General features: G+C 65.1%; 21 protein-coding genes and 1 riboswitch. Of the genes, 7 read left to right on the top strand and 14 right to left on the bottom strand.

Annotated features, from left to right (window positions below; translation table 11 throughout):
• Positions 1–74: 74 nt before the first annotated feature.
• The 9 genes from RPPS3_RS03840 to RPPS3_RS03800 form a co-directional block, all read right to left on the bottom strand.
• On the bottom strand, positions 75–659 hold the full coding sequence (locus RPPS3_RS03840; protein WP_107342924.1) for a c-type cytochrome: 585 nt from the start codon (positions 657–659) through the stop codon (positions 75–77).
• Between the two features lie 234 nt (positions 660–893).
• Complete coding sequence (locus RPPS3_RS03835; protein WP_107346418.1) at positions 894–2,150, bottom strand: PQQ-dependent sugar dehydrogenase; 1,257 nt, start codon at positions 2,148–2,150, stop codon at positions 894–896.
• Positions 2,151–2,413: 263 nt separating this feature from the next.
• Positions 2,414–4,063, bottom strand: coding sequence for an OFA family MFS transporter (locus RPPS3_RS03830; RefSeq protein WP_107342923.1), 1,650 nt, complete (start codon positions 4,061–4,063; stop codon positions 2,414–2,416).
• Positions 4,064–4,126: 63 nt separating this feature from the next.
• Positions 4,127–4,342, bottom strand: a complete 216-nt coding sequence (locus RPPS3_RS03825; protein ID WP_107342922.1) for a formate dehydrogenase subunit delta — start codon at positions 4,340–4,342, stop codon at positions 4,127–4,129.
• Complete coding sequence (gene fdhD / locus RPPS3_RS03820) at positions 4,332–5,162, bottom strand: formate dehydrogenase accessory sulfurtransferase FdhD (RefSeq protein ID WP_107342921.1); 831 nt, start codon at positions 5,160–5,162, stop codon at positions 4,332–4,334. Before fdhD ends, RPPS3_RS03825 begins: the two co-directional genes overlap by 11 nt.
• On the bottom strand, positions 5,162–8,008 hold the full coding sequence (gene fdhF / locus RPPS3_RS03815) for a formate dehydrogenase subunit alpha (RefSeq protein ID WP_107342920.1): 2,847 nt from the start codon (positions 8,006–8,008) through the stop codon (positions 5,162–5,164). Before fdhF ends, fdhD begins: the two co-directional genes overlap by 1 nt.
• Before the next feature lie 11 nt (positions 8,009–8,019).
• Complete coding sequence (locus RPPS3_RS03810; protein ID WP_107342919.1) at positions 8,020–9,576, bottom strand: formate dehydrogenase beta subunit; 1,557 nt, start codon at positions 9,574–9,576, stop codon at positions 8,020–8,022.
• Positions 9,573–10,043, bottom strand: coding sequence for a formate dehydrogenase subunit gamma (locus RPPS3_RS03805; RefSeq protein ID WP_107342918.1), 471 nt, complete (start codon positions 10,041–10,043; stop codon positions 9,573–9,575). Before RPPS3_RS03805 ends, RPPS3_RS03810 begins: the two co-directional genes overlap by 4 nt.
• A 267-nt stretch (positions 10,044–10,310) precedes the next feature.
• Positions 10,311–11,204: a LysR family transcriptional regulator gene (locus tag RPPS3_RS03800; RefSeq protein ID WP_107342917.1), complete on the bottom strand. Its 894-nt coding sequence runs from the start codon at positions 11,202–11,204 to the stop codon at positions 10,311–10,313.
• Between the two features lie 430 nt (positions 11,205–11,634).
• On the opposite strand from RPPS3_RS03800, the gene RPPS3_RS03795 reads away from it, so the two are divergent.
• The gene (locus RPPS3_RS03795; protein ID WP_107342916.1) at positions 11,635–12,288 is read left to right on the top strand and encodes an HD domain-containing protein; all 654 of its coding nucleotides are present in this window, start codon (positions 11,635–11,637) and stop codon (positions 12,286–12,288) included.
• 131 nt (positions 12,289–12,419) lie between these two features.
• Here RPPS3_RS03795 and RPPS3_RS03790 read toward each other — a convergent pair whose 3' ends face one another.
• The 4 genes from RPPS3_RS03790 to RPPS3_RS03775 form a co-directional block, all read right to left on the bottom strand.
• Positions 12,420–13,109 (bottom strand): TadE/TadG family type IV pilus assembly protein, encoded by a 690-nt coding sequence (locus RPPS3_RS03790; protein ID WP_107342915.1) that lies wholly within the window; start codon positions 13,107–13,109, stop codon positions 12,420–12,422.
• Between the two features lie 11 nt (positions 13,110–13,120).
• A complete protein-coding gene (locus RPPS3_RS03785) occupies positions 13,121–13,699 on the bottom strand; it encodes a TadE/TadG family type IV pilus assembly protein (RefSeq protein ID WP_107342914.1) in 579 nt (192 codons plus the stop codon).
• Positions 13,700–13,709: 10 nt separating this feature from the next.
• The gene (locus RPPS3_RS03780; RefSeq protein ID WP_199852184.1) at positions 13,710–15,116 is read right to left on the bottom strand and encodes a TadE/TadG family type IV pilus assembly protein; all 1,407 of its coding nucleotides are present in this window, start codon (positions 15,114–15,116) and stop codon (positions 13,710–13,712) included.
• Between the two features lie 554 nt (positions 15,117–15,670).
• Positions 15,671–16,894, bottom strand: coding sequence for a DUF3419 family protein (locus RPPS3_RS03775; RefSeq protein ID WP_107342912.1), 1,224 nt, complete (start codon positions 16,892–16,894; stop codon positions 15,671–15,673).
• 152 nt (positions 16,895–17,046) lie between these two features.
• On the opposite strand from RPPS3_RS03775, the gene RPPS3_RS03770 reads away from it, so the two are divergent.
• The 5 genes from RPPS3_RS03770 (at position 17,047) to RPPS3_RS03750 (ending at position 21,311) form a co-directional block, all read left to right on the top strand.
• A complete protein-coding gene (locus RPPS3_RS03770; protein ID WP_107342911.1) occupies positions 17,047–17,784 on the top strand; it encodes a class I SAM-dependent methyltransferase in 738 nt (245 codons plus the stop codon).
• Positions 17,781–18,104 carry a DMT family transporter gene (locus RPPS3_RS03765; protein WP_107342910.1) on the top strand — a complete coding sequence of 108 codons (324 nt, stop codon included), beginning with the start codon at positions 17,781–17,783 and terminating at the stop codon, positions 18,102–18,104. The genes RPPS3_RS03770 and RPPS3_RS03765 overlap by 4 nt, the downstream gene beginning before the upstream one ends.
• A 51-nt stretch (positions 18,105–18,155) precedes the next feature.
• Positions 18,156–18,370, top strand: a riboswitch (cobalamin riboswitch).
• Positions 18,371–18,443: 73 nt separating this feature from the next.
• On the top strand, positions 18,444–19,502 hold the full coding sequence (locus RPPS3_RS03760; RefSeq protein ID WP_107342909.1) for a HoxN/HupN/NixA family nickel/cobalt transporter: 1,059 nt from the start codon (positions 18,444–18,446) through the stop codon (positions 19,500–19,502).
• Between the two features lie 7 nt (positions 19,503–19,509).
• On the top strand, positions 19,510–20,535 hold the full coding sequence (locus RPPS3_RS03755) for a FecCD family ABC transporter permease (protein WP_107342908.1): 1,026 nt from the start codon (positions 19,510–19,512) through the stop codon (positions 20,533–20,535).
• A complete protein-coding gene (locus RPPS3_RS03750; RefSeq protein ID WP_107342907.1) occupies positions 20,532–21,311 on the top strand; it encodes an ABC transporter ATP-binding protein in 780 nt (259 codons plus the stop codon). The genes RPPS3_RS03755 and RPPS3_RS03750 overlap by 4 nt, the downstream gene beginning before the upstream one ends.
• 11 nt (positions 21,312–21,322) lie before the next feature.
• Here the strand turns inward: RPPS3_RS03750 and cobD are convergent, their stop codons facing one another.
• Positions 21,323–22,312, bottom strand: coding sequence for a threonine-phosphate decarboxylase CobD (cobD, locus tag RPPS3_RS03745; protein WP_107342906.1), 990 nt, complete (start codon positions 22,310–22,312; stop codon positions 21,323–21,325).
• Positions 22,313–22,375: 63 nt separating this feature from the next.
• On the opposite strand from cobD, the gene RPPS3_RS03740 reads away from it, so the two are divergent.
• Positions 22,376–23,188: an ABC transporter substrate-binding protein gene (locus RPPS3_RS03740; RefSeq protein WP_107342905.1), complete on the top strand. Its 813-nt coding sequence runs from the start codon at positions 22,376–22,378 to the stop codon at positions 23,186–23,188.

The following is a 23,188-nucleotide window of genomic DNA, read 5'->3' as shown; positions in this document are numbered from 1 at the left end:
CTCGGCCTCCCAACGACGGTGACAAGGCGGTGCTTGGCAGCCTCCCAATCGTAGTGAACGATCGACGAAACACCCTAATTCAAATGCGCCAGATAATGCGCCAGCGCGTAGATCTCTTCTTCGCTGAGCTGATAAGCGACGTCGGCCATCGCCGCCATCGCGCCGCCGGAGCGCTGGCCGGATTTGAATTCGTTCAGCGCCTTGATCAGATATTCTTCGCGCTGACCGGCGAGCCGAGCGGTCGCCTTGGTGCCGGCGAAGCTGTCGGTGTGGCAGGATGCGCAGCGCCGCCCCACCGCGGCCTCGGCGCCCTTGCGCGACAGCTCGGGCTTTTCATCCGGCTTCAGATTCTTCATCGGCGGCAGTGAGGCGAAATACGCCCCGAGATTGCGGATGTCCTCGTTACTGAGATCCTCGACCACCGAGCGCATATTGGCGTTCTCGCGGGTGCCGGCGCGGAAGAATACCAGCTGCCATTGAATGTAGAGATCGGGCTGTCCGGCCAGCGACGGGGTGTACTCCATCTTGGAGATGCCGTTCTCGCCGTGGCAGATGGTGCACACACCAGCCTTGGCCTTGCCGGCCTCGATGTCGCCGGCGACGAGAGGGGAGGCAAGCAGACCAAAACAGAACGACAGCGCAGGAAGCAGGCGAGTCATGCAAGGGGCCTCTGTTGGCTCAGAGCTTGTGGTTGGAGTTCGTCATTCCGGGATTCGTCGCGGTCGGCGCAGCCGGCCGGGGCGAAGGCCCGCAATCCATAACCACTGCGATCGGGGGTGAATCACGAGGGCGGTGGTCGGGCCTCACAAACGGCACGGGGAGCATGGATTCCGGGTTCGCCGCTGCGCGGCGCCCCGGAATGACGACGTGGGGAGAGTGCGCTCAGCTCGAGCTCATTTGCTGTAGCTGATGCGATAGATCGCGCCGGCCCAGTCGTCGGCCACCAGGATCGAACCGTCCTTGGCCAGAACGATATCGGCCGGGCGGCCGAGATAGCCCTGATCGCCTTCGATCCAGCCGTCGGCAAACACCTCCTGCTTGGCGTTCTTGCCGTCGGGATCGGCTGTCACCTTGACGATCCGGCCACCCTGATATTTGTGCCGATTCCAGGAGCCGTGTTCGGCGATCAGAATCGCGTTCTTGAAGTCGGCCGGAAACTGGTCGCCGGTGTAGAACTTCATGCCGAGCGGAGCGACGTGGGCGCCGAGATTGAGGACCGGCGGGGTGAACTCCGAACACTGATGCCCCATCGCGAATTTCGGATCCGGCATGTCGCCCTGATGGCAATACGGATAGCCGAAATGCTCGCCGAGTTTGGCGATCATGTTGAGCTTGTCGCTCGGCATGTCGTCGCTGATCCAGTCGCGCGCATTCTCGGTGAACCAGTATTTTCCGGTGCGCGGATCGACGTCGCCGCCGACGGAGTTGCGCACGCCGAGCGCGACGATCTCGGCATTGCCGGTCTTGGGATCAACGCGGCGGATCTGCGACACCGAGGTCGGCGGGATGCCGATGTTGAAGGGCGGACCGAACGGCACGTAGAACCAGCCGTCCTTGTCGGCGGCGAGATACTTCCAGCCGTGCGCCACGTAGGATGGCATGTCGTCATAGACGACCTTGCCGGAGCCAAGATTATCCAGGTTGGCTTCGGCATTGTCGTAGCGGATCAGCTTGTCGATATCGATGACGTACAAAGCGCCATCGCGATAGGCGAGGCCGGTCGGCATCTTCAGGCCCTTGAGGATGGTCTTGACCTGCTTCTTGCCGTCCTTGTCGGTGATCGCATAGACGTTGCCGAGTCCGAACGAGCCGACGAACAGCGTGCCGTTGTCGCCCCACGCCATCTGCCGCGCGGCGAGCACGCCCGAGGCATAGACCTCGATCTTGAAGCCCGGGGGCAGTTTGATCTTCTTCATCATCGCTGCGAGTTCGGCGTCGGACGACCCAGTCGGCGGACCGGCCGGCGGCGCGAGGCCCTTCTGCGCTTCGGTCTCGTCGCCGAGGAACCAATCGGGCGGCGGGTTGGTCCAGAATTCCTTGCTGCCGGATTCGTATTTCTTCAGCCCCTGCGCGCCAGCCTGCGATATCGCCGCGGCCGCCGCCAATGCAATGGCGCAGGCAACAGCGGATCGTGTGAAGACCGATGTCATCTCGTTCACTCCCTCGGCGGCCATTCCGGCCGCTTTGATTCTTATTAGTTGGAACGGTTCGCGTCGGATCGTCGCCGGCGGAAGACGCCGGTGGCGAGACGCTATCACATCCGTTTCGGGAGAGAAGAACGATTGCGAGTGAATCGCGATGAACATTCGCTGCGCCGCAATCGATGCAGTGCAATGAAGCGCGTAGCTCAAACCAAACGATCAAATCAAAAGCGGGACGGCGGCGAACCGCCGTCCCGCGGCTTTGGCCAGGATCAGAAGATCTTCATCGCGTTCTGCAGCGTGATCCAAACGCCCCAGGCGAGCGGAACGCCGACGAACAGCCAGAACGCCGCGGCACGGGCATCGAGCCCACCCTTGCCGATGCCGTAGGAGCCGCCGCCGACATTGGCGGCTGCACCCTTGGCCTGTAGCGCGGCAACCTCCTCGGGCTTCATGAACCACTTGTCGGCGAGCGGCTTGACCATCGCGTTGCAGATCAGGCCGAGCACCAGCATGCCGGCGAGGATATACATCGTGAAGTCATACACCTGCGCGCGCGGCACGCCGGTGGCGATCTGCGCTTCGCGAATGTAATTGACCACCACCGGGCCGATGATGCCGGCGGTCGCCCAGGCGGTCAGCAGCCGGCCGTGGATGGCGCCGACGAACTGAGTGCCGAAGATATCGGCCAGATACGCCGGCACGGTGGCGAAGCCGCCGCCATACATCGACAGGATGATGCCGAAGGCGAGCACGAACAGCGCCTTGCTGCCCATCGCGGCGAGCGTCGGCGCCAGCGCGTAGAGAACGATGCCGAGGAGAAAGAACACATAATAGGTGTTCTTGCGGCCGATGTGATCGGACAGCGACGCCCAGAAGAACCGGCCAGCGATGTTGAACAGCGACAGCAGACCGGCGAAGCCGGCGGCGATGCCGGCGATCACGGTCTTCTGCTCGGCCGACAGCTGATTGAACGACAGGTCCGGCAGACCGATCAGCTTGCCGCCGAAGATTTCCTGCAGCATCGGCGACGCCATACCGATGACGCCAATGCCCGCCGACACGTTGAGACACAGCACCGCCCAGATCAGCCAGAACTGCTTGGTCTTGTGCGCGTCCTTGAGGTGCACCTGATGCGCGGTGATGTAGGCGTTGTTCTTTTCCGGCGGGGTCCAGCCGTCCGGCCGCCAGTTCGGCGGCGCCAGGCGATAGGAGAACGCCCCGATGGTCATGAACACGAAGTAGATCAGCCCCATCGCCAGGAAGGTCTGCCACACGCCGACATCGGTCGGGGTCTTGAAATAATTCATCAACATGTTGGCCAGCGGGGCGCCGATCATCGCGCCGCCGCCGAAGCCCATGATCGCCATGCCGGTGGCCATGCCGCGGCGATCCGGGAACCACTTCACCAGCGTCGACACCGGCGAGATGTAGCCGAGGCCGAGACCGATGCCGCCGATCACGCCGGAGCCGAGCCACAGCAGCCAGAGCTGATGCAGATAGATGCCGAGCGCGCCGAGCACCAAGCCGCCGGCCCAGCACACCGCAGCGACGAAGCCGGCCTTGCGCGGACCGACCCGTTCCAGCCACCCGCCCCACACCGCGGCCGAGGCGCCGAGCAGCACGAAGAACAGCGTGTACATCCACCCCATCGAGGCGACGCGCCAGTCGCAGGTGGTGGTGAACAGCTCCTGCACGATGGTCATGTCGGCGCAGACCTTCGGCGCCGATAGCCCGACCGCGCGCGACAGCGGTAGCCAGAACACGCTGAAGCCATACGCCATGCCGATGCAGAGGTGGATACAAAGTGCCGCCGGCGGCACCAGCCAACGATTGAAACCGGCGGTAGCGATAATCCGTTCGCGATCAAAAATACCCGGCCTTGCGCCGGACAGCCGTCCGGCCCCATCCAATATGGTCATGTCGTTTCCTTCCCCTGTTGCGGCCGTCCGTTTTCGGACTGACCGTCGTCGCATGCGCCCTTGCTAAGTTGCCCCTTTCAACGCCTCCACTGCGGCCCGCACCTCGGGCGCGAGTCCATCACCCCCGGCCTCGAGATGCGCGATGATCGCCCGCCGCATCCGCGGCTCCCAGAACTTCTTCAAATGCTCGGTGATACCCGGCACGGCCCTGTCAGGCCCCTGGCTGCGGAAGAACGCGCCGATCTGATTGGCCATATACACCAGCCGGTCAGGCGACATCGGCAGCTCCCTTGTGATCGATGTCGGTGATGCGCTGCGGATGGCTGAACAGCTCAAAGCCATCGGCACGCGCAATTGCAGCGAGCGTAATGCCGGCAGCCTCGGCCATTCGCACCGCAAGTGCGGTCGGCGCCGACACGGCGACCAGCACGGCGGCGCCGATCGCGGCGGTCTTCTGCACCATCTCGACCGAGACCCGGCTGGTCAGCAGCACGAGGCCGTTCGCTGCATCGATGCGATCTCGGGCGAGCGCGCCGGCGAGCTTGTCGAGCGCATTGTGGCGACCGACGTCCTCACGCACATGAACAATGCCGTGCTCCGGCGTGAAGTAAGCAGCGGCGTGTACCGCGCGGGTTTCAACGTTGAGCTTCTGCAGCGGCGGCAGGGCCTCGATCGCGGCGATGATCTGCTGCGGCGAGAAACTGCGGCCGGCACCGACGGTCGCAACCGGACGGACCGCCTCGGCAATCGAGTCCACTCCGCACAGCCCGCAACCGGTCGGCCCCGCGATATGCCGGCGGCGCTGCTGCAGACGTTCGGCGACATCGCCCGCGAGCCACATCCGCAGTTCGACGCCGTCGTCGTGCGGCACGATCTCCAGGCTGTCGATCTCGGCCGCCTGCCCGATCACGCCTTCGCTCAGGCTGAATCCGATCGCGAAGTCTTCCAGATCGGCCGGCGTTGCCATCATCACCGCCTGGGAGGAGCCGTTGTAGCTGATCGCGACCGGGGTCTCGTCGGGGATCGCGCGCGTGCCGGGCTGCATCCGGCCGTGACGCCAGACCTTGGTCTTGCCGGTGTGGACGGTCGGCCGCGCCATCACTCCGCCGCCTCCGCCGGCACCGCGATCCGCCGCGCGGCCGTCGCCTGCTGCTCATAGGAGCGCTGCCATTCCGACGGGCCGTTCGACGGCGCGACCTGCACGGCCGTCACCTTGTATTCCGGGCAGTTGGTGGCCCAGTCCGAGTACTCGGTGGTGACGACGTTGGCCTGGGTGTCGGGGTGATGGAACGTCGTATAGACGACGCCCGGCGCGACGCGGTCGGTGATCAGCGCGCGCAGCGTAGTCTCGCCGGCACGGCTGGCGAGCCGCACCCAGTCGCCGTCGCGCACCCCGCGTTGCTCGGCGTCGTGCGGATGGATTTCCAGCCGGTCCTCGTCGTGCCACACCGTGTTGGCGGTCCGCCGGGTCTGCGCGCCGACATTGTACTGCGACAAGATGCGGCCGGTGGTGAGCAGCAGCGGGAATCTTGGCCCGGTGCGCTCGTCGGTCGCGACGTATTCGGTGATGACGAACTTGCCCTTGCCGCGCACAAAATGATCGATGTGCATCACCGGCGTGCCTTCCGGCGCGCGTTCGTTGCACGGCCACTGGATCGAGCCGAGTTCTTCCAGCCGGTCGTAGGACACACCCGTGAAGGTCGGCGTCAGCGCGGCGATCTCGTCCATAATCTCGGACGGATGGGTGTAATTCATCTTGTAGCCGACCGCCTCGGCGAGCCGCAGCGTGACTTCCCAATCTTCCAGACCGTTTTTCGGCGACATCACCTTGCGGACGCGCTGAATGCGACGTTCGGCATTGGTGAAGGTGCCGTTCTTCTCCAGGAAGGTCGAGCCCGGCAGGAAGATATGGGCGTAGTTGGCGGTCTCGTTCAGGAACAGGTCGTGGACGATCACGCATTCCATCGCTTCGAGACCGGCCGCGACGTGCTTGGTGTTGGGGTCCGACTGCAGAATGTCCTCGCCCTGCACATACAGCGCCTTGAACGAGCCCTCGACCGCGGCGTCGAGCATGTTGGGAATGCGCAGGCCCGGCTCGTTGTCGAGCTTGACGTTCCACAGCGCCTCGAAGCTTTCGCGCACCGAGTCAGTCGAGATGTGGCGATAGCCCGGCAGTTCGTGCGGGAACGAGCCCATGTCGCACGATCCCTGCACGTTGTTCTGGCCGCGGAGCGGATTCACGCCGACGCCCGGCCGGCCAAGATTGCCGGTGGCCATCGCGAGGTTGGCGATCGCCATCACGGTGGTCGAGCCCTGGCTGTGCTCCGTGACGCCGAGCCCGTAATAGATCGCACCGTTTCCACCGGTGGCGTAGAGCCGCGCGGCTTCGCGCAAGCTGCCCGGATCGACGCCGGTGAAGGCGGCGGTCGCCTCGGGGCTGTGGCGCTCGTCGGAAACGAACGCCGCCCAGTGCTCGTATTCGCTCCAGTCGCAACGCTCGCGCACGAACGCCTCGTTGGCGAGCCCTTCGGTGACGATGACGTGCGCCAGCGCGGTGAGCACCGCAACGTTGGTGCCGGGCTTCAGCGGCAGATGCTGCGCAGCCTCGACATGCGCCGAGCGAACCAGGTCGATGCGGCGCGGATCGATCACGATCAGCTTGGCGCCCTGGCGTAGCCGTTTCTTCAGCCGCGAGCCGAACACCGGGTGGCCGTCGGTCGGGTTGGCGCCGATGATCATCACCACGTCGGCATGCTCGACCGAGTCGAAATCCTGCGTGCCGGCGGAGGTGCCGAAAGCGGTCGACAGGCCGTAGCCGGTCGGCGAGTGGCAAACGCGGGCGCAGGTGTCGACATTGTTGTTGCCGAAGCCGGCGCGGATCAGCTTCTGCACCAGGAAGGTTTCTTCATTGGTGCAGCGCGACGAGGTGATGCCGCCGACCGCGTCGCGGCCGTACTTCGCCTGGATCCGCTTCAGCTCGGACGCCGCGTAGCTGAAGGCTTCGTCCCAGCTCACCTCGCGCCACGGCTCGGTGATCTTGGCGCGGATCATCGGCTTGAGGATGCGCTCCTTGTGGTTGGCGTAGCCCCAGGCGAACCGGCCCTTGACGCAGGAATGGCCGCGATTGGCCTTGCCGTCCTTGTACGGCACCATGCGCACCAGCTCTTCGCCGCGCATCTCGGCCTTGAAGGTGCAGCCGACGCCGCAATAGGCACACGTCGTCACCACCGAGCGCTCCGGCGTGCCGATCTCGATCACGCTTTTCTCGTTCAGCGTCGCGGTCGGACACGCCTGCACGCAGGCGCCGCAGGATACGCATTCGGAGCCGAGGAAGCTTTCCTGCATGCCGGGCGAGACGACGGAGTCGAAGCCCCGGCCCGCGATCGTCAGCGCGAAGGTACCCTGCACTTCCTCGCAGGCGCGGACGCAGCGCGAGCAGACGATGCATTTCGACGGATCGTACGTGAAGTACGGGTTTGACTCGTCGAGCCCCGGATTGGGATGCTTCTCGCCGGAATATCCATAGCGCACGTCACGTAGGCCCACGGCGCCGGCCATGTCCTGCAGCTCGCAATCGCCGTTCGCCGAGCAGGTCAGGCAGTCGAGCGGGTGATCGGAGATATACAGCTCCATCACGCCCTTGCGGATCTGCTTGAGCCGCTCGGTCTGGGTGTGGACGACGAGACCGTCGGCGACCGGCGTGGTGCACGACGCCGGCGTGCCGCTACGGCCGTCGATCTCGACCAGACACAGCCGGCAGGAGCCGAACGCATCGACCATGTCGGTGGCGCAGAGTTTCGGGATCGCGGTGCCGATCTCCATCGCGGCGCGCATGATCGAGGTGCCCTCGGGCACCGAGACGCTGCGGCCATCGATCGTCAGCGTCACCATGGTTTCGGAGAGCGAGCGCGGCGTGCCGAAATCGGTTTCGTGGACCAAAGCCATGTCGTCGTCCTTTATTCCGCCGCCTGCAGCCGGCGCGGCGCGAGGCCGAAATCTTCCGGGAAGTGCGTCAGCGCGCTCAGCACCGGGATCGGCGTCAGGCCGCCCAGCGCGCACAGTGAGCCGAACTTCATGGTGTTGCAGAGGTCCTCGAGCACGGCGATGTTCGCGGCCGGCTTATCACCGGCGATGATCTTGTCGACGGTCTCGGCGCCGCGGGTCGAACCGATCCGGCACGGCGTGCACTTGCCGCAGGATTCGTGCGCGCAGAATTCCATCGCGAACCGCGCCTGCTTGGCCATGTCGACGGTGTCGTCGAACACCACCACGCCGCCATGCCCGACCATGCCGCTCCGCGCGGCGAACGCCTCGTAGTCGAACGGCGTGTCGAACAGCGCGCGCGGGAAGTAAGCGCCGAGCGGGCCGCCGACCTGGACGGCGCGCACCGGGCGGCCGCTCAGCGTACCGCCGCCGATGTCGTCGACCAGCTCACCGAGCGTGATCCCGAACGCTACCTCGAACAGCCCGCCGTGCTTGATGTTGCCGCCGAGCTGGATCGGCTTGGTGCCGCGCGAACGGCCCATGCCGCAATCCGCATAGGCCTGGGCGCCTCCATCGAGGATGTAGGGCACCGCAGAGAAAGTCAGCACGTTGTTGATCACCGTCGGCCGGCCGAACAGGCCTTTATGCGCAGGCAGCGGCGGCTTCGCCCGCACCGTGCCGCGCTTGCCCTCGAGGCTCTCCAGCATCGAGGTCTCTTCGCCGCAGATATAGGCGCCGGCGCCGACTCTCACTTCAATGTCGAACGAATCCGTCGAGTGACAGATGTGCTCGCCGAGATAGCCGGTGCGCCGCGCCGCCTCGATCGCGGCGTTCATCGCCTCGACGGCATGCGGATATTCCGAGCGGATATAGATGTAGCCCTTGGTGGCACCGACCGCGATGCCGGCGATCGTCATGCCCTCGATGATCATGAAGGGATCGCCCTCCATCAGCATCCGGTCGGCGAAGGTGCCGCTGTCACCCTCGTCGGCATTGCAGCAGATATATTTCTGGCCGCGCCCGGCCTGGGCCACGGTGCGCCACTTGGTGCCGGTCGGAAAGCCGGCGCCGCCGCGGCCGCGCAGGCCGGATTTGACGACGTCGTCGATGATCGCATCTGAGCTCATCTTCAGCGCGCGTTCGAGCCCGCGATAGCCGCCATGGGCGCGATAATCATCGATCGAGCGTGGATCGACGATGCCGCAGCGCGCAAAGGTCAGCCGGGTCTGCCGCTTCAGCCATGGAATCTGTTCGGTGAGCCCCTGCCGCAGCGGATGAGGCTCGCCCGCCACGATCGCATCGAGCAGCGCCGGCACATCGGCTGGCGACACCGGCCCATAGGCGACGCGGCCGTCCGGCGTATCGACTTCCAGCATCGGTTCGAGCCAGTACAGCCCGCGCGAGCCGGGACGGACCAGATCGACCGGCAGCTCTCGCGCATGCGCCTGCGCCAGCAGCGCGGCCGCGACTTCATCGGCGCCGACCGCGAGCGCGCCGGAATCGCGCGGAATGAAGATGCGCAAACTCATCGTTGCGCCTCCGCCAGCAGGGCGTCGAGCTTGCCGGCATCAAGCCGGCCGACCACGCGCTCGTTGATCATCGCCGACGGCGCCGTGGCACACAGGCCGAGGCAATAGGCCGGCTCCAGCGTCACTGCGCCGTCCGCGGTGGTGGCCCCGAAGGTCACGCCGAGCCGCGTCTCCGCATGCGCCACCAGCGCGTCGCCGCCGGCAGCCTGGCAGGCCTCGGCGCGGCACAGCTTCAGCACGTGGCGGCCCGGCGGCTCCCGGCGGAAGTCCGGATAAAAGGTGAGCACGCCATGAACTTCAGCGCGCGACAGGTTCAGCGCCTGCGCGATCATCGGCTCGGCGTCCTGCGGCACATAGCCGAACGCCTGCTGCAACGCGTGCAGCATCAGCAGCGTCGCGCCTTCCTTGTGCGTCAGCCCGGCGATGATTTCGCTCGCGCGGGCGGGTTCCCATGGTTCGTATTGCATCGGCGCTCTTCGTCGTCGTGGATCGCCGGATGAGAATAAGAATTGTTCAAAAGATCAATAAAGCAGTCCAATGCTGCGATAAGGAATCCGCAACGACAAGAGGCATTGACACCGTCATTCCGGGGCGCCGCGCAACGGCGAGCCCGGAATCTCGCAGTTGTGAAGCCAGGAGATTCCGGGTTCGCGAGCTGTCGCTCGCGCCCCGGAATGACTCGTGGCGGCGGCCTGCGCGCCACAGCAGTTCCGTCAGCACCAAACCGCCCGCGATCAGCTCTGCAGCGTCGGCGCGACTTCGCGGGCCACCTGCATCAGGGCGGCGACCAGCGGCGTGTAGGGCTCGCGCGGCGGCACCACGAGGCCGATGCTGTAGGCGACCTTGGGCTCTACAATCGGAATCGTGCGGACTTCGTCGCCGAGCCCGAGCGTCTCGGCAAGCTTGGCTGGCATCACGCTCGCCCAGCGCCCGGTCTTGACGTGGGTGTAGAGCACGATGATCGAATTCGACGTCAGCGTCGGCTGCGCAGTGGTGCCGGCGGCGCGCAGCGCGCGGTCGATGATGCGGCGGTTCTGCATGTTCGGCGTCAGCAGGCACAGCGGCACTTGGCCGACCTCGCGCCAGGTCACCTGATCGCGATCCCCGAACATCCCGTCCGGCGAGGTGATCAGCCGATAGCTTTCCTGATACAGCGGCACGCTGCGGACTTTGCCGACCGGCTCGTTCTCGGTGTAGGTCAGCCCGGCGTCGACTTCGAGGTTTTCGAGCAAGCCCAGCACTTCGGACGACGTGCAGGACAGGATGCTGAAGCGGACATTGGGGTGCCGCGCGCGGAACGGCGTGGTGAGCTGCGCCACCATGCCGAGCACGGTCGGGATCGCGGCGATCCGCAGCTCCCCAGACAGCTCGGCCTTCAACGCCCCGATATCCTGGCGCATGGCGCGGCTGTCGGCGACGATCCGGCGCGCCCATTCCAGCGCCCGCTCGCCCTCCGGCGTGAAGCCGAGAAACCGCGAGCCGCGCTGCACCAGCATCACGCCCAAGATTTCTTCGAGCTGCTTGATGCCGGTCGACATCGTCGGCTGAGTCACGCCGCAGGCCTCGGCAGCTCGGCCGAAATGCCGCTCCTTGGCGAGCGCGAGTAACAGCTCGAGCTTGTCGATCAAACCGGCCTCTTGGAAATTCTGGTGAATTTCAAGAGTCTTGCCCGATCAGGACGCATTCGGCAAGGCGGCCCAGGCGAGGCAGGCCTTGCGCCGCCGGACAACAATAACCCCGCCTCCCGGTTGCGCATCGGGAGCGCGGGGCCAGTCTGGGGAGAGACGCTGCCGGCGCGGGAAGCACGAACCATCCGCGCCACGCTTCGTCGAAAGCAAACTAACTGATCGACTGGCGCGCGGATTGAGATGGATCAAGCTGAGCGACTTTTTGCGCAGCCGGCTATCGGTGACTTCTCCAAGCACTCATTGAAGTGGCTGCATCGCAGCTTAGTCCAACCGCAACAGGGCGCGATACCCGAACGATGAACATCGCAACTCGGCAACGGAGGACGCGCGTGCTAGTCATTGTGACGTTCTCCCCTCCTTTGGATCTAAGATGCTACACAGCCATTTCCCGCATCCGACACTGGCTCAGTCGCTGCTCCCGCATGCATTCGACGCCCGTGATGGAGCCCATGATGAGGCCCACCTGCTACGTGTTTGGCGCAACGCCGCGGAGATCATTGCCGTCGAGGGCGGGGACACGGAGATATTGGTCGCCGCAACGATCCTTCATGACTGCATATGGATCGACAAAGCGTCACCGGCACGGAAGAAAGCTTCGACCCTTGCGGCGAACAAGGCCGATCAGGTTCTGACAGCGCAGGGTTGGCCGGACGACCGCAGGCTCCGCGCTTGCCACGCCATTGAAGCGCACAGCTATTCGGCTCGGATCACCCCGATCAGCCTTGAAGCCAAGATACTCCAAGACGCCGACCGTCTGGACGCAATCGGATGGATTGGCGTAGCGCGTTGCTTCTATCTGGCCGGAACGCGGAAGGCCCACATCTACGACATCGACGACCCAACGGCCGCCCGACGCTCACCGGACGATATTTCCTTTGCTCTGGATCATTTTCAGACCAAACTTTTGCGTCTCGGGGAGAATTTTTGCACCGCAACAGGACGACGCATCGCAGCCCGACGCACAGCCAGACTTCAAGAGTTCTATCAAGGCATTCTGGACGAGATTGGCGAACTCGGCCACTAAGGATTTACAATTCCATGCAGCGGCGTCATCCGCGGGCTTGACCCGCGATCCATCGCGAGCGCAGCGCGCAACCAAAATGCCCGGAAGCGACGCCTATCCAAAATACGCTCGCAGCCCGACGTGGCACCTAGCTAACAATTCTTGTACTGCAAATGCTGGAGACACGTGCACGTCGTCGTCGAAGTGGAGTACTTGACGTGATAATAGGCGGGTCCGCTCGAATTGGCCGGACTGTCGGTCGAGCAGCGCGGAAACATCCACACGGTATCGGTCAGATTGACGGTGCCGCTGATCGTGAACCCGAGATTGGGCGTATAGGCGTACGACACTTCCCCCACGATGAACGACACCTGATCGTTCTGGTTGTTCGGATTGGCCGCGTTGCCGACGGTCCCGTTCAGCGACGTCGGCACGGTCAGGCCGGACAGACTGGTCCTCCCCGACCCGAAGGTGGCGCCGTTGTACGACTGGCTCCATTGCAGGGTCAGGTTGCCGTTTGCGTCACTGGAAACCTCCGACACGGTGACGGTCAGAAGCGACTTGCCGCTGCTGTCACTGATGGAATACGGCGCGATTGTTGCGCTCGCTCCAGTGAGGATATTCTGCATCGATGAGGTGCTGAGCGAGGTGTTCTGGGTCACCATGTCGGCCACGGAGTGAGCCGTCGCGCTGACTTTGACGCTGATCGCCATTCCGTTCGCGAGCTCGACTCCCCCGATGAACAGCGCCAGCAGAAATGGCACCACTATCGCGAACTCGGTTGCGGCGACGGCGTCGACGTCGGCCTGCAAACTCCTGACGGAAACTGATCGGCGGATCATGCGCGGGACCTCTACGGGTTGGCAGGCTCGTTCTGGAACGCTGCGGACGCCATGATCAGGCGGGATCCGTTCGGCTGGTTTGCCAAGTTGAAGGCGATCGGCCCGAAGAACATCGGCCAGAGATACATCACCCGGACGACGACGATGTCGCCGGCGTGGCCCGGGTTGAATTGCCAGCTGTTGTTGACGTTGCCGTTGCTGTCGTAGGTCAGCGCCGGCATGGCTATATTCGCCGCCGACCAATTGTTGGCGACGTTGACGTCGACCATCAGCCCCGAGCAACTGAAGAGCACGTTGGCATTGGTGCAGACGGTCTGCTTGAAGGCGGCGGCCGACGCCGCCGGCGTCAGGCTGACATTCTGCGCCTGAACCTGGCCGGTCAGGATCTGGCGGGCCGATTTCCGAACCGTATTTTCGAGAACCGACTGCGCAAAGAACAACAGAAAAGTCTGGATCAACGCGACAATGATCGCGAAGAACGGCGTAGCGATCAGCGCGAATTCCACCGCGGTGGCGCCTGCGCGATCCTTGGCGAAGGCACCGATACGAACCCGACCCTGTTTGATTGCTCTTAGTCCAAATCGGGCCATGGCGGCTTTCTCATTGCGTGAGGCTGGCAGTGCTCGACGCGACCTTGAGGAACAAATCCGTCAAGGCTTGCGTGATGTTGCCGCCGGTTTGGACGTTCGAGAAGAAGCCTGGGGACGCGCAGGCTTGCAGATTCTGCGCAATAGCGCCGGTCGAAGACGTCGGCTCGTCGTAAGCATCGATCCAACTCATGTACCAATTGTCCGTCACCGGGACATTGGGGGTCTTGAGCTGCAGATACTCCGTATAGAGGATCGCGATCTTGATGCCCCGGTTCTTGATGGTCGCACAGATTGCGGTGTCGAGCGGCTGCTGGCAGCGGCTGTTGGAGGCATAGCTGCCGTTGGGGCAGGACGAGGAGATCTTGTCCTCCACGCCGTCGGTGACGAGGAAGACGACTTCCTGGGGCGTATCGCCCGAAGCATTGCTGCCAAGGCCCGGGCTCGGCATGATCCCGTTGAGGCTGGTGAGAGCCCCCGCGATATCCGTGCCGTTGTCGGTCTTGCAGTTGCTCGGTGAGACCACGCAGTTCTGATACGCGACGGGCATCAGCGCAATGTTGGAAACCTGAGCGCCAGCCTTCGTCGGGGTGGTGAGCGACGCCAGCGTATTCAGGCCCAAATCGAACGTATAGAGCGCCGCTCGATACGAGGTATTGTTCAGGGCCGACATGCACTGCATGACTCCCCCCGAGATTCCGGACTGCGGGCAGTTCGACCAGGTGTTGAGCAGCTGGTTGACAGCGCTGGTCACGAGATCGATCCGCAACGTGATGTTGTTGGCTCGTGCGATAGCGAGATTATCCTTGGTCCCGCCGTCATGGGCGATATTCGTTTCATGACAGGCGAAGCCGCAGTTCTGCGAGGATGACGCCTTCTGGTACTTCGGAGCAGTGGCGGCAATCAGATTACCGATGTCGGTCGCAGTCGCACCGATGCCCATCGACGGCGAATCATCCATCAAGAGATAGAAATTCATATTTGGCGCACTGGACGCCTGCGCCGTCGATGCACCACTGATCGCCCATGACACATTGTTCATGAGCAACTGGGGGAAGTTGTTCAGCGATGCGGCGTTGTAGGACACCTTAACGGTGCGCTGAAGCCCCACGTCAGTGATCGTAATGGTCGGCGTCGGCACCGACGCCAACCCGGACGCCAGCCGGTTGGCGGTCGACATGAAGATCGCATAGGCGGTGTTTTGTGCCACCGCGTCGGTTTGCATCAGCATGGCCGGACGAACGGCCGCGATTGCGGCCGCGTCGGCGGCGGCGTCGAGTTGCTGCTTCTTGCGCAGCGCCTGGGTGAAGTCGAGCGTCATGCCGAGCAGAAAGACGATGGGAATCATCACGAGCGCCGTAATGACCGCGATGTTCGCTTTGCGATCTCGAACGAAGCGAGACAAAAGGGCGTCAGACATGACTTCCATCCCAGTCGCTTTGGTCCAGCGGGCGTCATTTCGATGGAGTGAAGGCCGAGAAGAGAAGAGCAACGAACGCTCTCTCTGCTACGTTTTGTAGCAGTGGATGTTGAAGAGGCACCGCTAAGCAATGCTTAAGCCGACCGCGTGAACGTCCGCACTTGAAAGTCGGTCGAAGCTGGTCCGAGCGGTTTGTTTAAGAAGCAGTAAACGCCGATACCCGGGACGCCCCTCTTGGTTAGCGACCCCGACCTAAGACCTTGTCAGTCAGATATTATTTGATCTGGACGGCGGCAATCGCACCCGCATCGGTTCGACCCGAAGGTCCCATGTTCGGCTACACGGACGTCGATGAGTTCAGCAGCACCGGGGCTGACGTGCTCGCGCCTGCTGCGGCGTCCTCAGTCCGCAACCGGCGATGTACCTGTGCGGTGGGCTCAATGCAGCGTGATCGGCATGGAGCCGGCCGCCGCAAAACGCGAAGCTTGCCATCAATGAGCCTGGACTCGTTCGGCCCGCCCTCAACCTCGGACGAACCCTATCAGTCGTCCTGCCTAGCTCCCGCCCCCCGACCGCCGCGTATAGCAGTGGAAGCCGCCATAGATGCCGGAGCGGTCGCGGTCGAAGCCGATGGCGCTGCGTTCGGCGTCGCGCTGCCAAGTCTGTTGCAGCGGAGCCAGCGGCTCGCTCTCCAATGGGGATTCGGCCCCGGCGGTGCGGAAGATCACCCGCACCTGCTCCTTGCCGGCGCGGTCGATCGCGTCCCACAGCGCGCGGATTTCATCCGGCGCCATCCAGTCCTGCGAATCGAGCAGCACCACGGCGTCGATCTGGCGGGCCGGCAGGCTCTCCAGGAACACCCGCAGGTTCTCGTGCACCGGGATCACCAGCCCGGCGCCGGCGCGCATCTGCTGATAGCGGCTCTCCTGCAGATACAGCGGCAGGCAGCGGTCGCCAGGCCCCGGATAGCTCCGGCTCAGCGCCTGCCAGGCGAAATAATTGGTTTCGTTCGGATAGACGTCGATCAGCCGGAGCAGGCGCCGATGCAGCACCTCGTTGAGCGGCTGGTCGCCGCCGAGCAGTTCGCGCTGCTGCGGCGGAATGCCGAGGCTGAACAGCAGCGCCGGGGTCTGGGTAAGCATGCGGGCGAACCGCGAATGGAACAGTCGGTCGACGCGCTGCAGCGCCGCCTGCCGCTCCGGCGAGTCCGGCGCGCCCTTCAGCAGCACGTTGAGGTCGATCTTGGCGATCTTCGCGAGCAGATGCGCAAAGCCGATGAAGCGGCCGAGCGCGCCGTGGCGGTAGAACCCGTCGGTGAAGTAACGGTAGCGCGGCCGGCCGCGGAAGTCGCGCTCGTCCCAGAAGCCGCGGGCATCGAGATCGAGCGCGGGGCGCAGCCGCCGGCGATACAGGTCGGCGTTACCGGCCGCGGTACCCTCTCCGAAGAACTGCCAGAACGATGCGTAGTCCGGCAGCGCCCGCAGGCCGGCGAGCTTCAGCTTGAGCAGCGCTAGATGTGCCTCGTTGAGATCGACCGCGAAGACCTGCGCCGGCTTGGCGGTGAGGTAGGACAGCGCGTTGCAGCCGCCCGACGAGATCGTCACGATGGTCGAGCCTATCGGCAATTGCAGAGCCGCGAGGTCGGCCTCGGGATCTTCCCAGATTTGGGTATAGACCAGGCGACGAAACCAGATCGAAAACAAAGCGTCCCACAACGTCGACTCGCTGCGGTCCTTGCTGTTGCGGACGGCGTCCGCGATCAGTTGCTGCGTGTTCATCAAATCCTCGACTCGGCAATCGATCCAAATTAGCTGCGCAACACTGCAGTTTTGCGACAGCACGGAACTGATCAGTGCCGTCTCCCTTGTCATCACCCTGTCGCCTGAAATCGCGATGGAAGGCGGATGATGCCGAACCAGGGTGGCAGGCCATGACGACGCTCACTCGCACCGATCTTCCGCGCACCGAGCTGACGCACCACGAACTCACCGCCGATCCGGCGTGGCCGGTCGACGCGACCTCGCGGATGAATCGGATGTACCGCTATCAACGGCACATCTACGACCTGACCCGCCGGTACTATCTTCTCGGCCGTGATCAACTGATTACCGAGCTGCAGCCGAAGGCCGGCGAAGCCGTGCTGGAAGTCGGCTGCGGCACCGGCCGCAACCTGATCCAGGCGGCGACGCGCTACCGCGAGGCGAAATTTTACGGCCTCGACGTGTCGACCGAGATGCTGACCTCGGCGATCAGTTCGATCGAAGGCGCCGGGCTGATGTCGCGGGTCAAGGTCGCGCACGGCGACGCCACCGCCTTCACCGCGCAGGCGGTGTTCGGCCAGGCGGTCAGCTTCGACCACGTCATGATCTCCTACAGCCTGTCGATGATCCCGGACTGGACCGCGGTGATCGATCGCGCCGTCGCCAATTTGAAGCCGGGCGGCAAGCTGCACATCGTCGATTTCGGCGATCAGCGCGGCTTGCCTTCGCTGGCGCGCAACCTGCTGCGGCGCTGGCTGACGCTGTTCGACGTCACCCCGCGCGACAGCCTGGAAGCCGTGTTGATGCAGGTCGCGGCCCGCACCGGCGCCGGCCTGCGGTTCGAGCGGCCATATCGCGGCTATGCGCAGCGCGCCGTGCTGACGCTGCCGCCGCGCAATAAGCCATGACCGGTTGGCTCGCGCTGTTTGCCGCGGGCCTGATGGAGATCGTCTGGGCGCTCGGGCTGAAGCATTCCGAGGGCTTCACCCGGTTCTGGCCCGCGGTCGTGACCTTGGCCGCCATCCTGGCCAGCTTCGGCCTGATGAGCATCGCGCTGAAATCGCTACCGTTCGGCACCGCCTATGCGGTGTGGACCGGAATCGGCGCCGCCGGCAGCATCGTGGTCGGCATGACGCTGTACGGTGAGCCGGCCAGCGGCGTGCGGATGCTGTGTCTGTCGATGATCGTGGCCGGCATGATCGGGCTGAAGCTCAACACTCCCGCCTGAACCGTCGGCCGCCCGACCAAGGCGGCGATTGACAAAGCAGGCCCGCTTCCATTTGATCGCGCCCGTTCAGGTGTGCCGGGAATCGTCCGGCACAGGGAAGCCGGTGCGGGCCCAAGCTTATGGCCGCAAACCCAAATCCGGCGCTGCGCCCGCAACTGTGAGCGGCGAGCGATCCTTCAATCAGCCACTGGGCAGCACTTGCCCGGGAAGGCGAAGGATCGCGACGACCCGTGAGCCAGGAGACCGGCCTGAGCACGTCATCTTCCACCGTGCGGCGCGCGCGGCTGGAGCGGTCCGCCGCACAGGTGACAGGATGCTGCTCACCGGCCGGAGACCGCCATGACCGATCTCGTTCTGCCCGCTTCTTCCGATGGATTCCGCTTCCGCCTGATCGCCGTGCTCGGCGGGCTGGTGCTCGCCAATATCGCCGCCTGGGCCTGGGCGCTGACCGCCTTCGCGGGCGAGCCGGTGCTGATCGGCACCGCGGTGCTGGCCTATAGCCTCGGCCTCCGCCACGCCCTCGATGCCGACCATATCGCGGCGATCGACAACGTCACCCGCAAGCTGATGCAGGAGGGTAAGCGGCCGGTCGCGGTCGGGTTGTTCTTCGCGCTCGGCCATTCCACCGTGGTGCTGGTGGCGTCGCTGGCAATCGCGATCGCGGCCAATTCGCTGACCGAGCGGTTCTCGGGCTATCGCGAAATCGGCGGGGTGATCGGCACCTCGGCGTCGGCGCTGTTTCTGTTCGCGATCGCGATCGCCAATCTGTCGGTGCTGAGCGGCGTGTATCGCGCGTTCAAGAAGGCCAAGGCCGGCGAGATCGTGCACGACGACGACATCAACGAACTGCTGCAGCAGCGCGGCTGGCTGGCGCGGCTGTTCCGGCCGCTGTTCCGCTTCGTCTCCAAGAGCTGGCAGCTGTTTCCGATCGGGCTGTTGTTCGCGCTCGGCTTCGAGACCGCCAGCGAGATCAGCCTGTTCGGATTGGCCGCCAACGCTTCCGGCAACATTTCGCACTGGTCGATCCTGGTGTTCCCGGCGCTGTTCGCCGCCGGCATGACCCTGGTCGACACCCTCGACGGCGTGCTGATGCTCGGCGCCTATGGCTGGGCGTATCGCAACCCGATCCGCAAGCTGTACTACAACATGACCATCACCACCGTGTCGGTGCTGGTGGCGCTGCTGATCGGCGGCATCGAGACGCTCGGGCTGCTCGCCGGGCGCTTCCACCTCGAAGGCGCGTTCTGGGAGTGGATCGAAGAGCTCAACTCAAATTTCGGCGCGCTCGGCTACGGCATCGTGGCGTTGTTCGTGGCGAGCTGGATCGTCTCCACCATCATCTATCGCCTCAACGGCTATCACCGGCTCGACCAGGCCGCCGCGACCGTGCAGAAATGAGCGCGGTATGACCCGACGTTCCGGACCGAATTCGCGCGCGGCGGCCGTTACCGCTGCGCTCGCGGTGCTCGTGGCCCTGCTGGCGATCGGATCGCTCGCGGTGGGACCGGTCAAGCTGTCGCCGCTCACCGTGGTGCAGGCGCTGGTCGGGCTCGGCGGTGAGGTGCAGCAGATCATCGTGCAAGAGATCCGGCTGCCGCGCACCATCCTGGCGCTGGCGATCGGCGGCATTCTGGGCCTGTCCGGTGCGGCGCTGCAGGGCCTGCTCCGTAACCCGCTGGCGTCGCCGTCGCTGTTCGGCGCACCGCAATCGGCCGCGTTCGGCGCGGTGCTGATCATCTCGCTCGGGCTCGCCGACGTCCGCTCGTTCGCACTGCCGGTGGCGGCGATTACGATGGCGTTCGTGTCGGTGTTCGTGCTGCTGGCAATCGCCGGGCGCAACGCCAGCCTGTTGCTGCTGATCCTCGCTGGGCTGGCGATCTCCGCGCTCGCCGGCGCCGCCACCGCGCTGGTGATGAACCTGTCGGCCAATCCATTCGCCAGCCTGGAAATCGCATTCTGGCTGCTGGGCTCGCTGGAAGACCGCAGCTTCCGTCACGTCGTCTTGGCCCTGCCGTTCATCGTCGCCGGCGGCGTACTGCTGTTCAGCCAGCGCGCCGCGTTCCGCGCCCTCAGCCTCGGCGAAGAGACCGCGCAGAGTCTTGGCATCGATGTTGGCCGGCTACGCCTGATCGTGATCGCCGGCACCGCGCTCGGCGTCGGCGGCGCCGTCTCGGTGTCGGGCACGATCGGCTTCATCGGCTTGGTCGCGCCGCATCTGGTGCGCCCCCTGATCGGCCACGATCCCGCCCGCGTGCTGCTGCCGAGCGCGCTCGCCGGCGCGGCGCTGCTACTCGCCGCCGACATAGCGGTGCGGCTGATCCCGGCCAGCACCGACATCAAGGTCGGGGTGCTGACCTCGATCATCGGCGTGCCGTTCTTCCTGTATCTGATCGTGCGCGAACGGCGCGCGCTCGGTGGAGGCGTCGCATGAGTGCCGCCTTCCTCACCGCGCGCGACCTCGCCGTCTCGCTCTCCGGCCGCGAAGTGCTGCGTGGGGTGTCGCTGTCGCTGACGCGCGGGCATCTGGTGGCGCTGGTCGGCCCGAACGGCGCCGGCAAGACCACGCTGCTGCGCGCCCTCGCCGGCTTGGTCGAGGCGCAAGGCGAAATCACCATCGGCGGCGAGGCGCTGGCGACGATGCCGCTGCGCGAGCGCGCCAAGCGGTTCGGCTATCTGCCGCAGGGCCATCTGGTGCATTGGCCGCTGCCGGTGCGCGACGTCGTCGCGCTCGGCCGGTTTCCGCACGGCGCCACCGATCCGGCCTGGCTGTCGCCGCATGACGCCGAGGCGGTGGCGCGGGCGATGGCGGAGACCGACGTCACACAGTTCGCGGACCGCATCGTTACCGAACTCTCCGGCGGCGAACGCAGCCGCGTCGCTCTCGCCCGGGTGCTGGCGGTGGAGGCGCCGGTGGTGCTCGCCGACGAGCCGACCGCCTCGCTCGACCCGCGCTATCAGCTCGACGTGATGCAGACCTTGCGAAGCACCGCCGACGCCGGCACGCTGGTGATCGTCGTCACCCACGATCTCGGCCTCGCTGCGCGCTTTGCCGATACTGTGCTGGTGATGGCAAGCGGCCGGCTCGCCGCCTATGGCGCGCCGAGCGAAGCCTTGTCGGACGAGATCATGCAACAGGTGTTTCGCGTCAGCGCCTACCGGGCACAGTATCAGGACACTGGCGTGATCCTGCCGTGGTCCGGAACCTGACGGTGCCGCCGCTACAGCGGTGCGGCGAGCGCGGCAGCGAGCCGATCCAGCCCGGCGGTATCGGCCGGCAGGCCGAACCTGAGCAAATCGTCCGCCCAGTCGAACCTCCGACACCAGATCCGCTGCTGCGCCAAAACCTCATGCAACCGATGCGCCTCGGGGTGACGTGCCAGCCGGAACAGCGGTGTGCCGCCGACGGCGTCGAGGCCGGCGCCTCGCAGCACCTCGTCGAGCCGCGCCGCCTGTTCGCGCAGTTCGTCGCGCGTCTCGATCGCCCAGGCCTGGTCGCGCAGCTCCGCGGCGACTATCCGCAGCGCCGGCCCGGAGCAACTCCACGGCCCGAGCGCCAGCGCGATCCGCCTCGCAATCACCTCACCTGCGATCGCAAACCCGAGACGGACGCCGGCAAGGCCGTAGAACTTGCCGAACGAGCGCAGCACGACGATCGGCAGCTCGGGCGTCAGCACGGCCGCAGTGAAAGACGGATCGACATCGGCAAAAGCTTCGTCGATCACCAGCCAACCGCCACGCCGGCGCAGCTGCACGGCGGCACGGCGCAAGGTCTCGGGTTCGACCATGCGGCCGTCGGGATTGTTCGGACTCACCACCACCGCGTGACGGGCCTGCTCAGGAATCTCATCGAGCGACGCGATGCCGACAAGCTCGCGCCCGGCGTTCCGCCAAGCCAGCGCATGCTCCGCGTAAGTCGGTCCGACGATGGCGACACCGCCCGGCGCTGCGAGATACGGCAGCCATTGAATCAGCGCCTGCGTGCCGGCGGCAGCGACGATGCCGGACTCCTCCGGCACCTCGTAGGCTTGGCGCGCGGCATCGTACAGCGCAGTCTCGTCGGTATGCGACGGCAGACGCTCCCAAGCATCCGCGGCAACGTCTGGGATCGGCCAGGGACGCGGATTGATGCCAGTGGAGAGATCGAGCCAGTCGGCAGCATCGCCGCCGTGCCGCGCTATCGCCGCCGTAAGATCGCCGCCGTGCTTCATCACCGTGTCTTGCCACCATCGCGACCAAAGCGCGAGAGGCTCGGCGGCTTTTTAGCCGGATTGATGATGCTGTTAGTTGCGAGTCTCGCAACTGACGCGAGCGCAGCCGCTGCGCCCAAGGTGGTGTCGATCAATGCCTGCACCGATCAGTTGCTGCTGACGCTCGCCGATCCCGATCAGATCCTCGGCCTGAGCCCCTACGCACGCGACGCCGATCGCTCCTTCCTTGCCGCACAGGCAGCGCAATTTCCGCAATTATCCGGCGAAGCCGAAGACGTGCTGATGCTGAAGCCGGACTTCGTGGTCGGCGGCCGATACACCAAACGCGCGACGCGCGAACTTCTGAAGCAGATGGGCCAACGCATCGTCGAGTTCGATTCGGTGAAGACGATCGACGAGTCCAAAGCGCAGATCCGGCAGATGGCCGATCTTCTGGGCCATCCTGAGCGGGCCGACGCATCGATCGCTCGCATTGACGCCGCGGTGGCGCGCGCCAAACAGGCCGCGTCGCGAACGAAGCTCACCGTGCTGCCGCTGGCGCGGCGCGGTTGGGTATCGGGGCGCGACAGCCTGATCAGTACGCTGCTCGACACTGTCGGGCTGCGCAATGCTGCGAGCGGCCTCGGCCTGCAGCGCGGCGGCTTCGCGTCGCTGGAAGCGGTGGTTGCGTTGCGGCCGGACTTTCTGCTGATCTCGGAAGACAGCGATTTCGCCGAGGACGAAGGCCGTGCCTTCGTGCTGCATCCGGCGCTGCAGCGCTTCTATCCGCTGTCGAAGCGCATTACGGTGCCGGAGCGGCTGACGGTGTGCGGCGGGCCGATGCTCGCCGACGCGCTCGACCGGCTGACCGAGGAACTGATCCGCGTGGAGCCTTGA

Origin of the sequence: Rhodopseudomonas palustris (genome assembly GCF_003031265.1) — a bacterium.
GTDB lineage: Bacteria > Pseudomonadota > Alphaproteobacteria > Rhizobiales > Xanthobacteraceae > Rhodopseudomonas > Rhodopseudomonas palustris_H.
The sequence above is the reverse complement of the archived record's forward strand: the minus strand, read 5'-3'. Positions and strand labels throughout refer to the sequence as shown.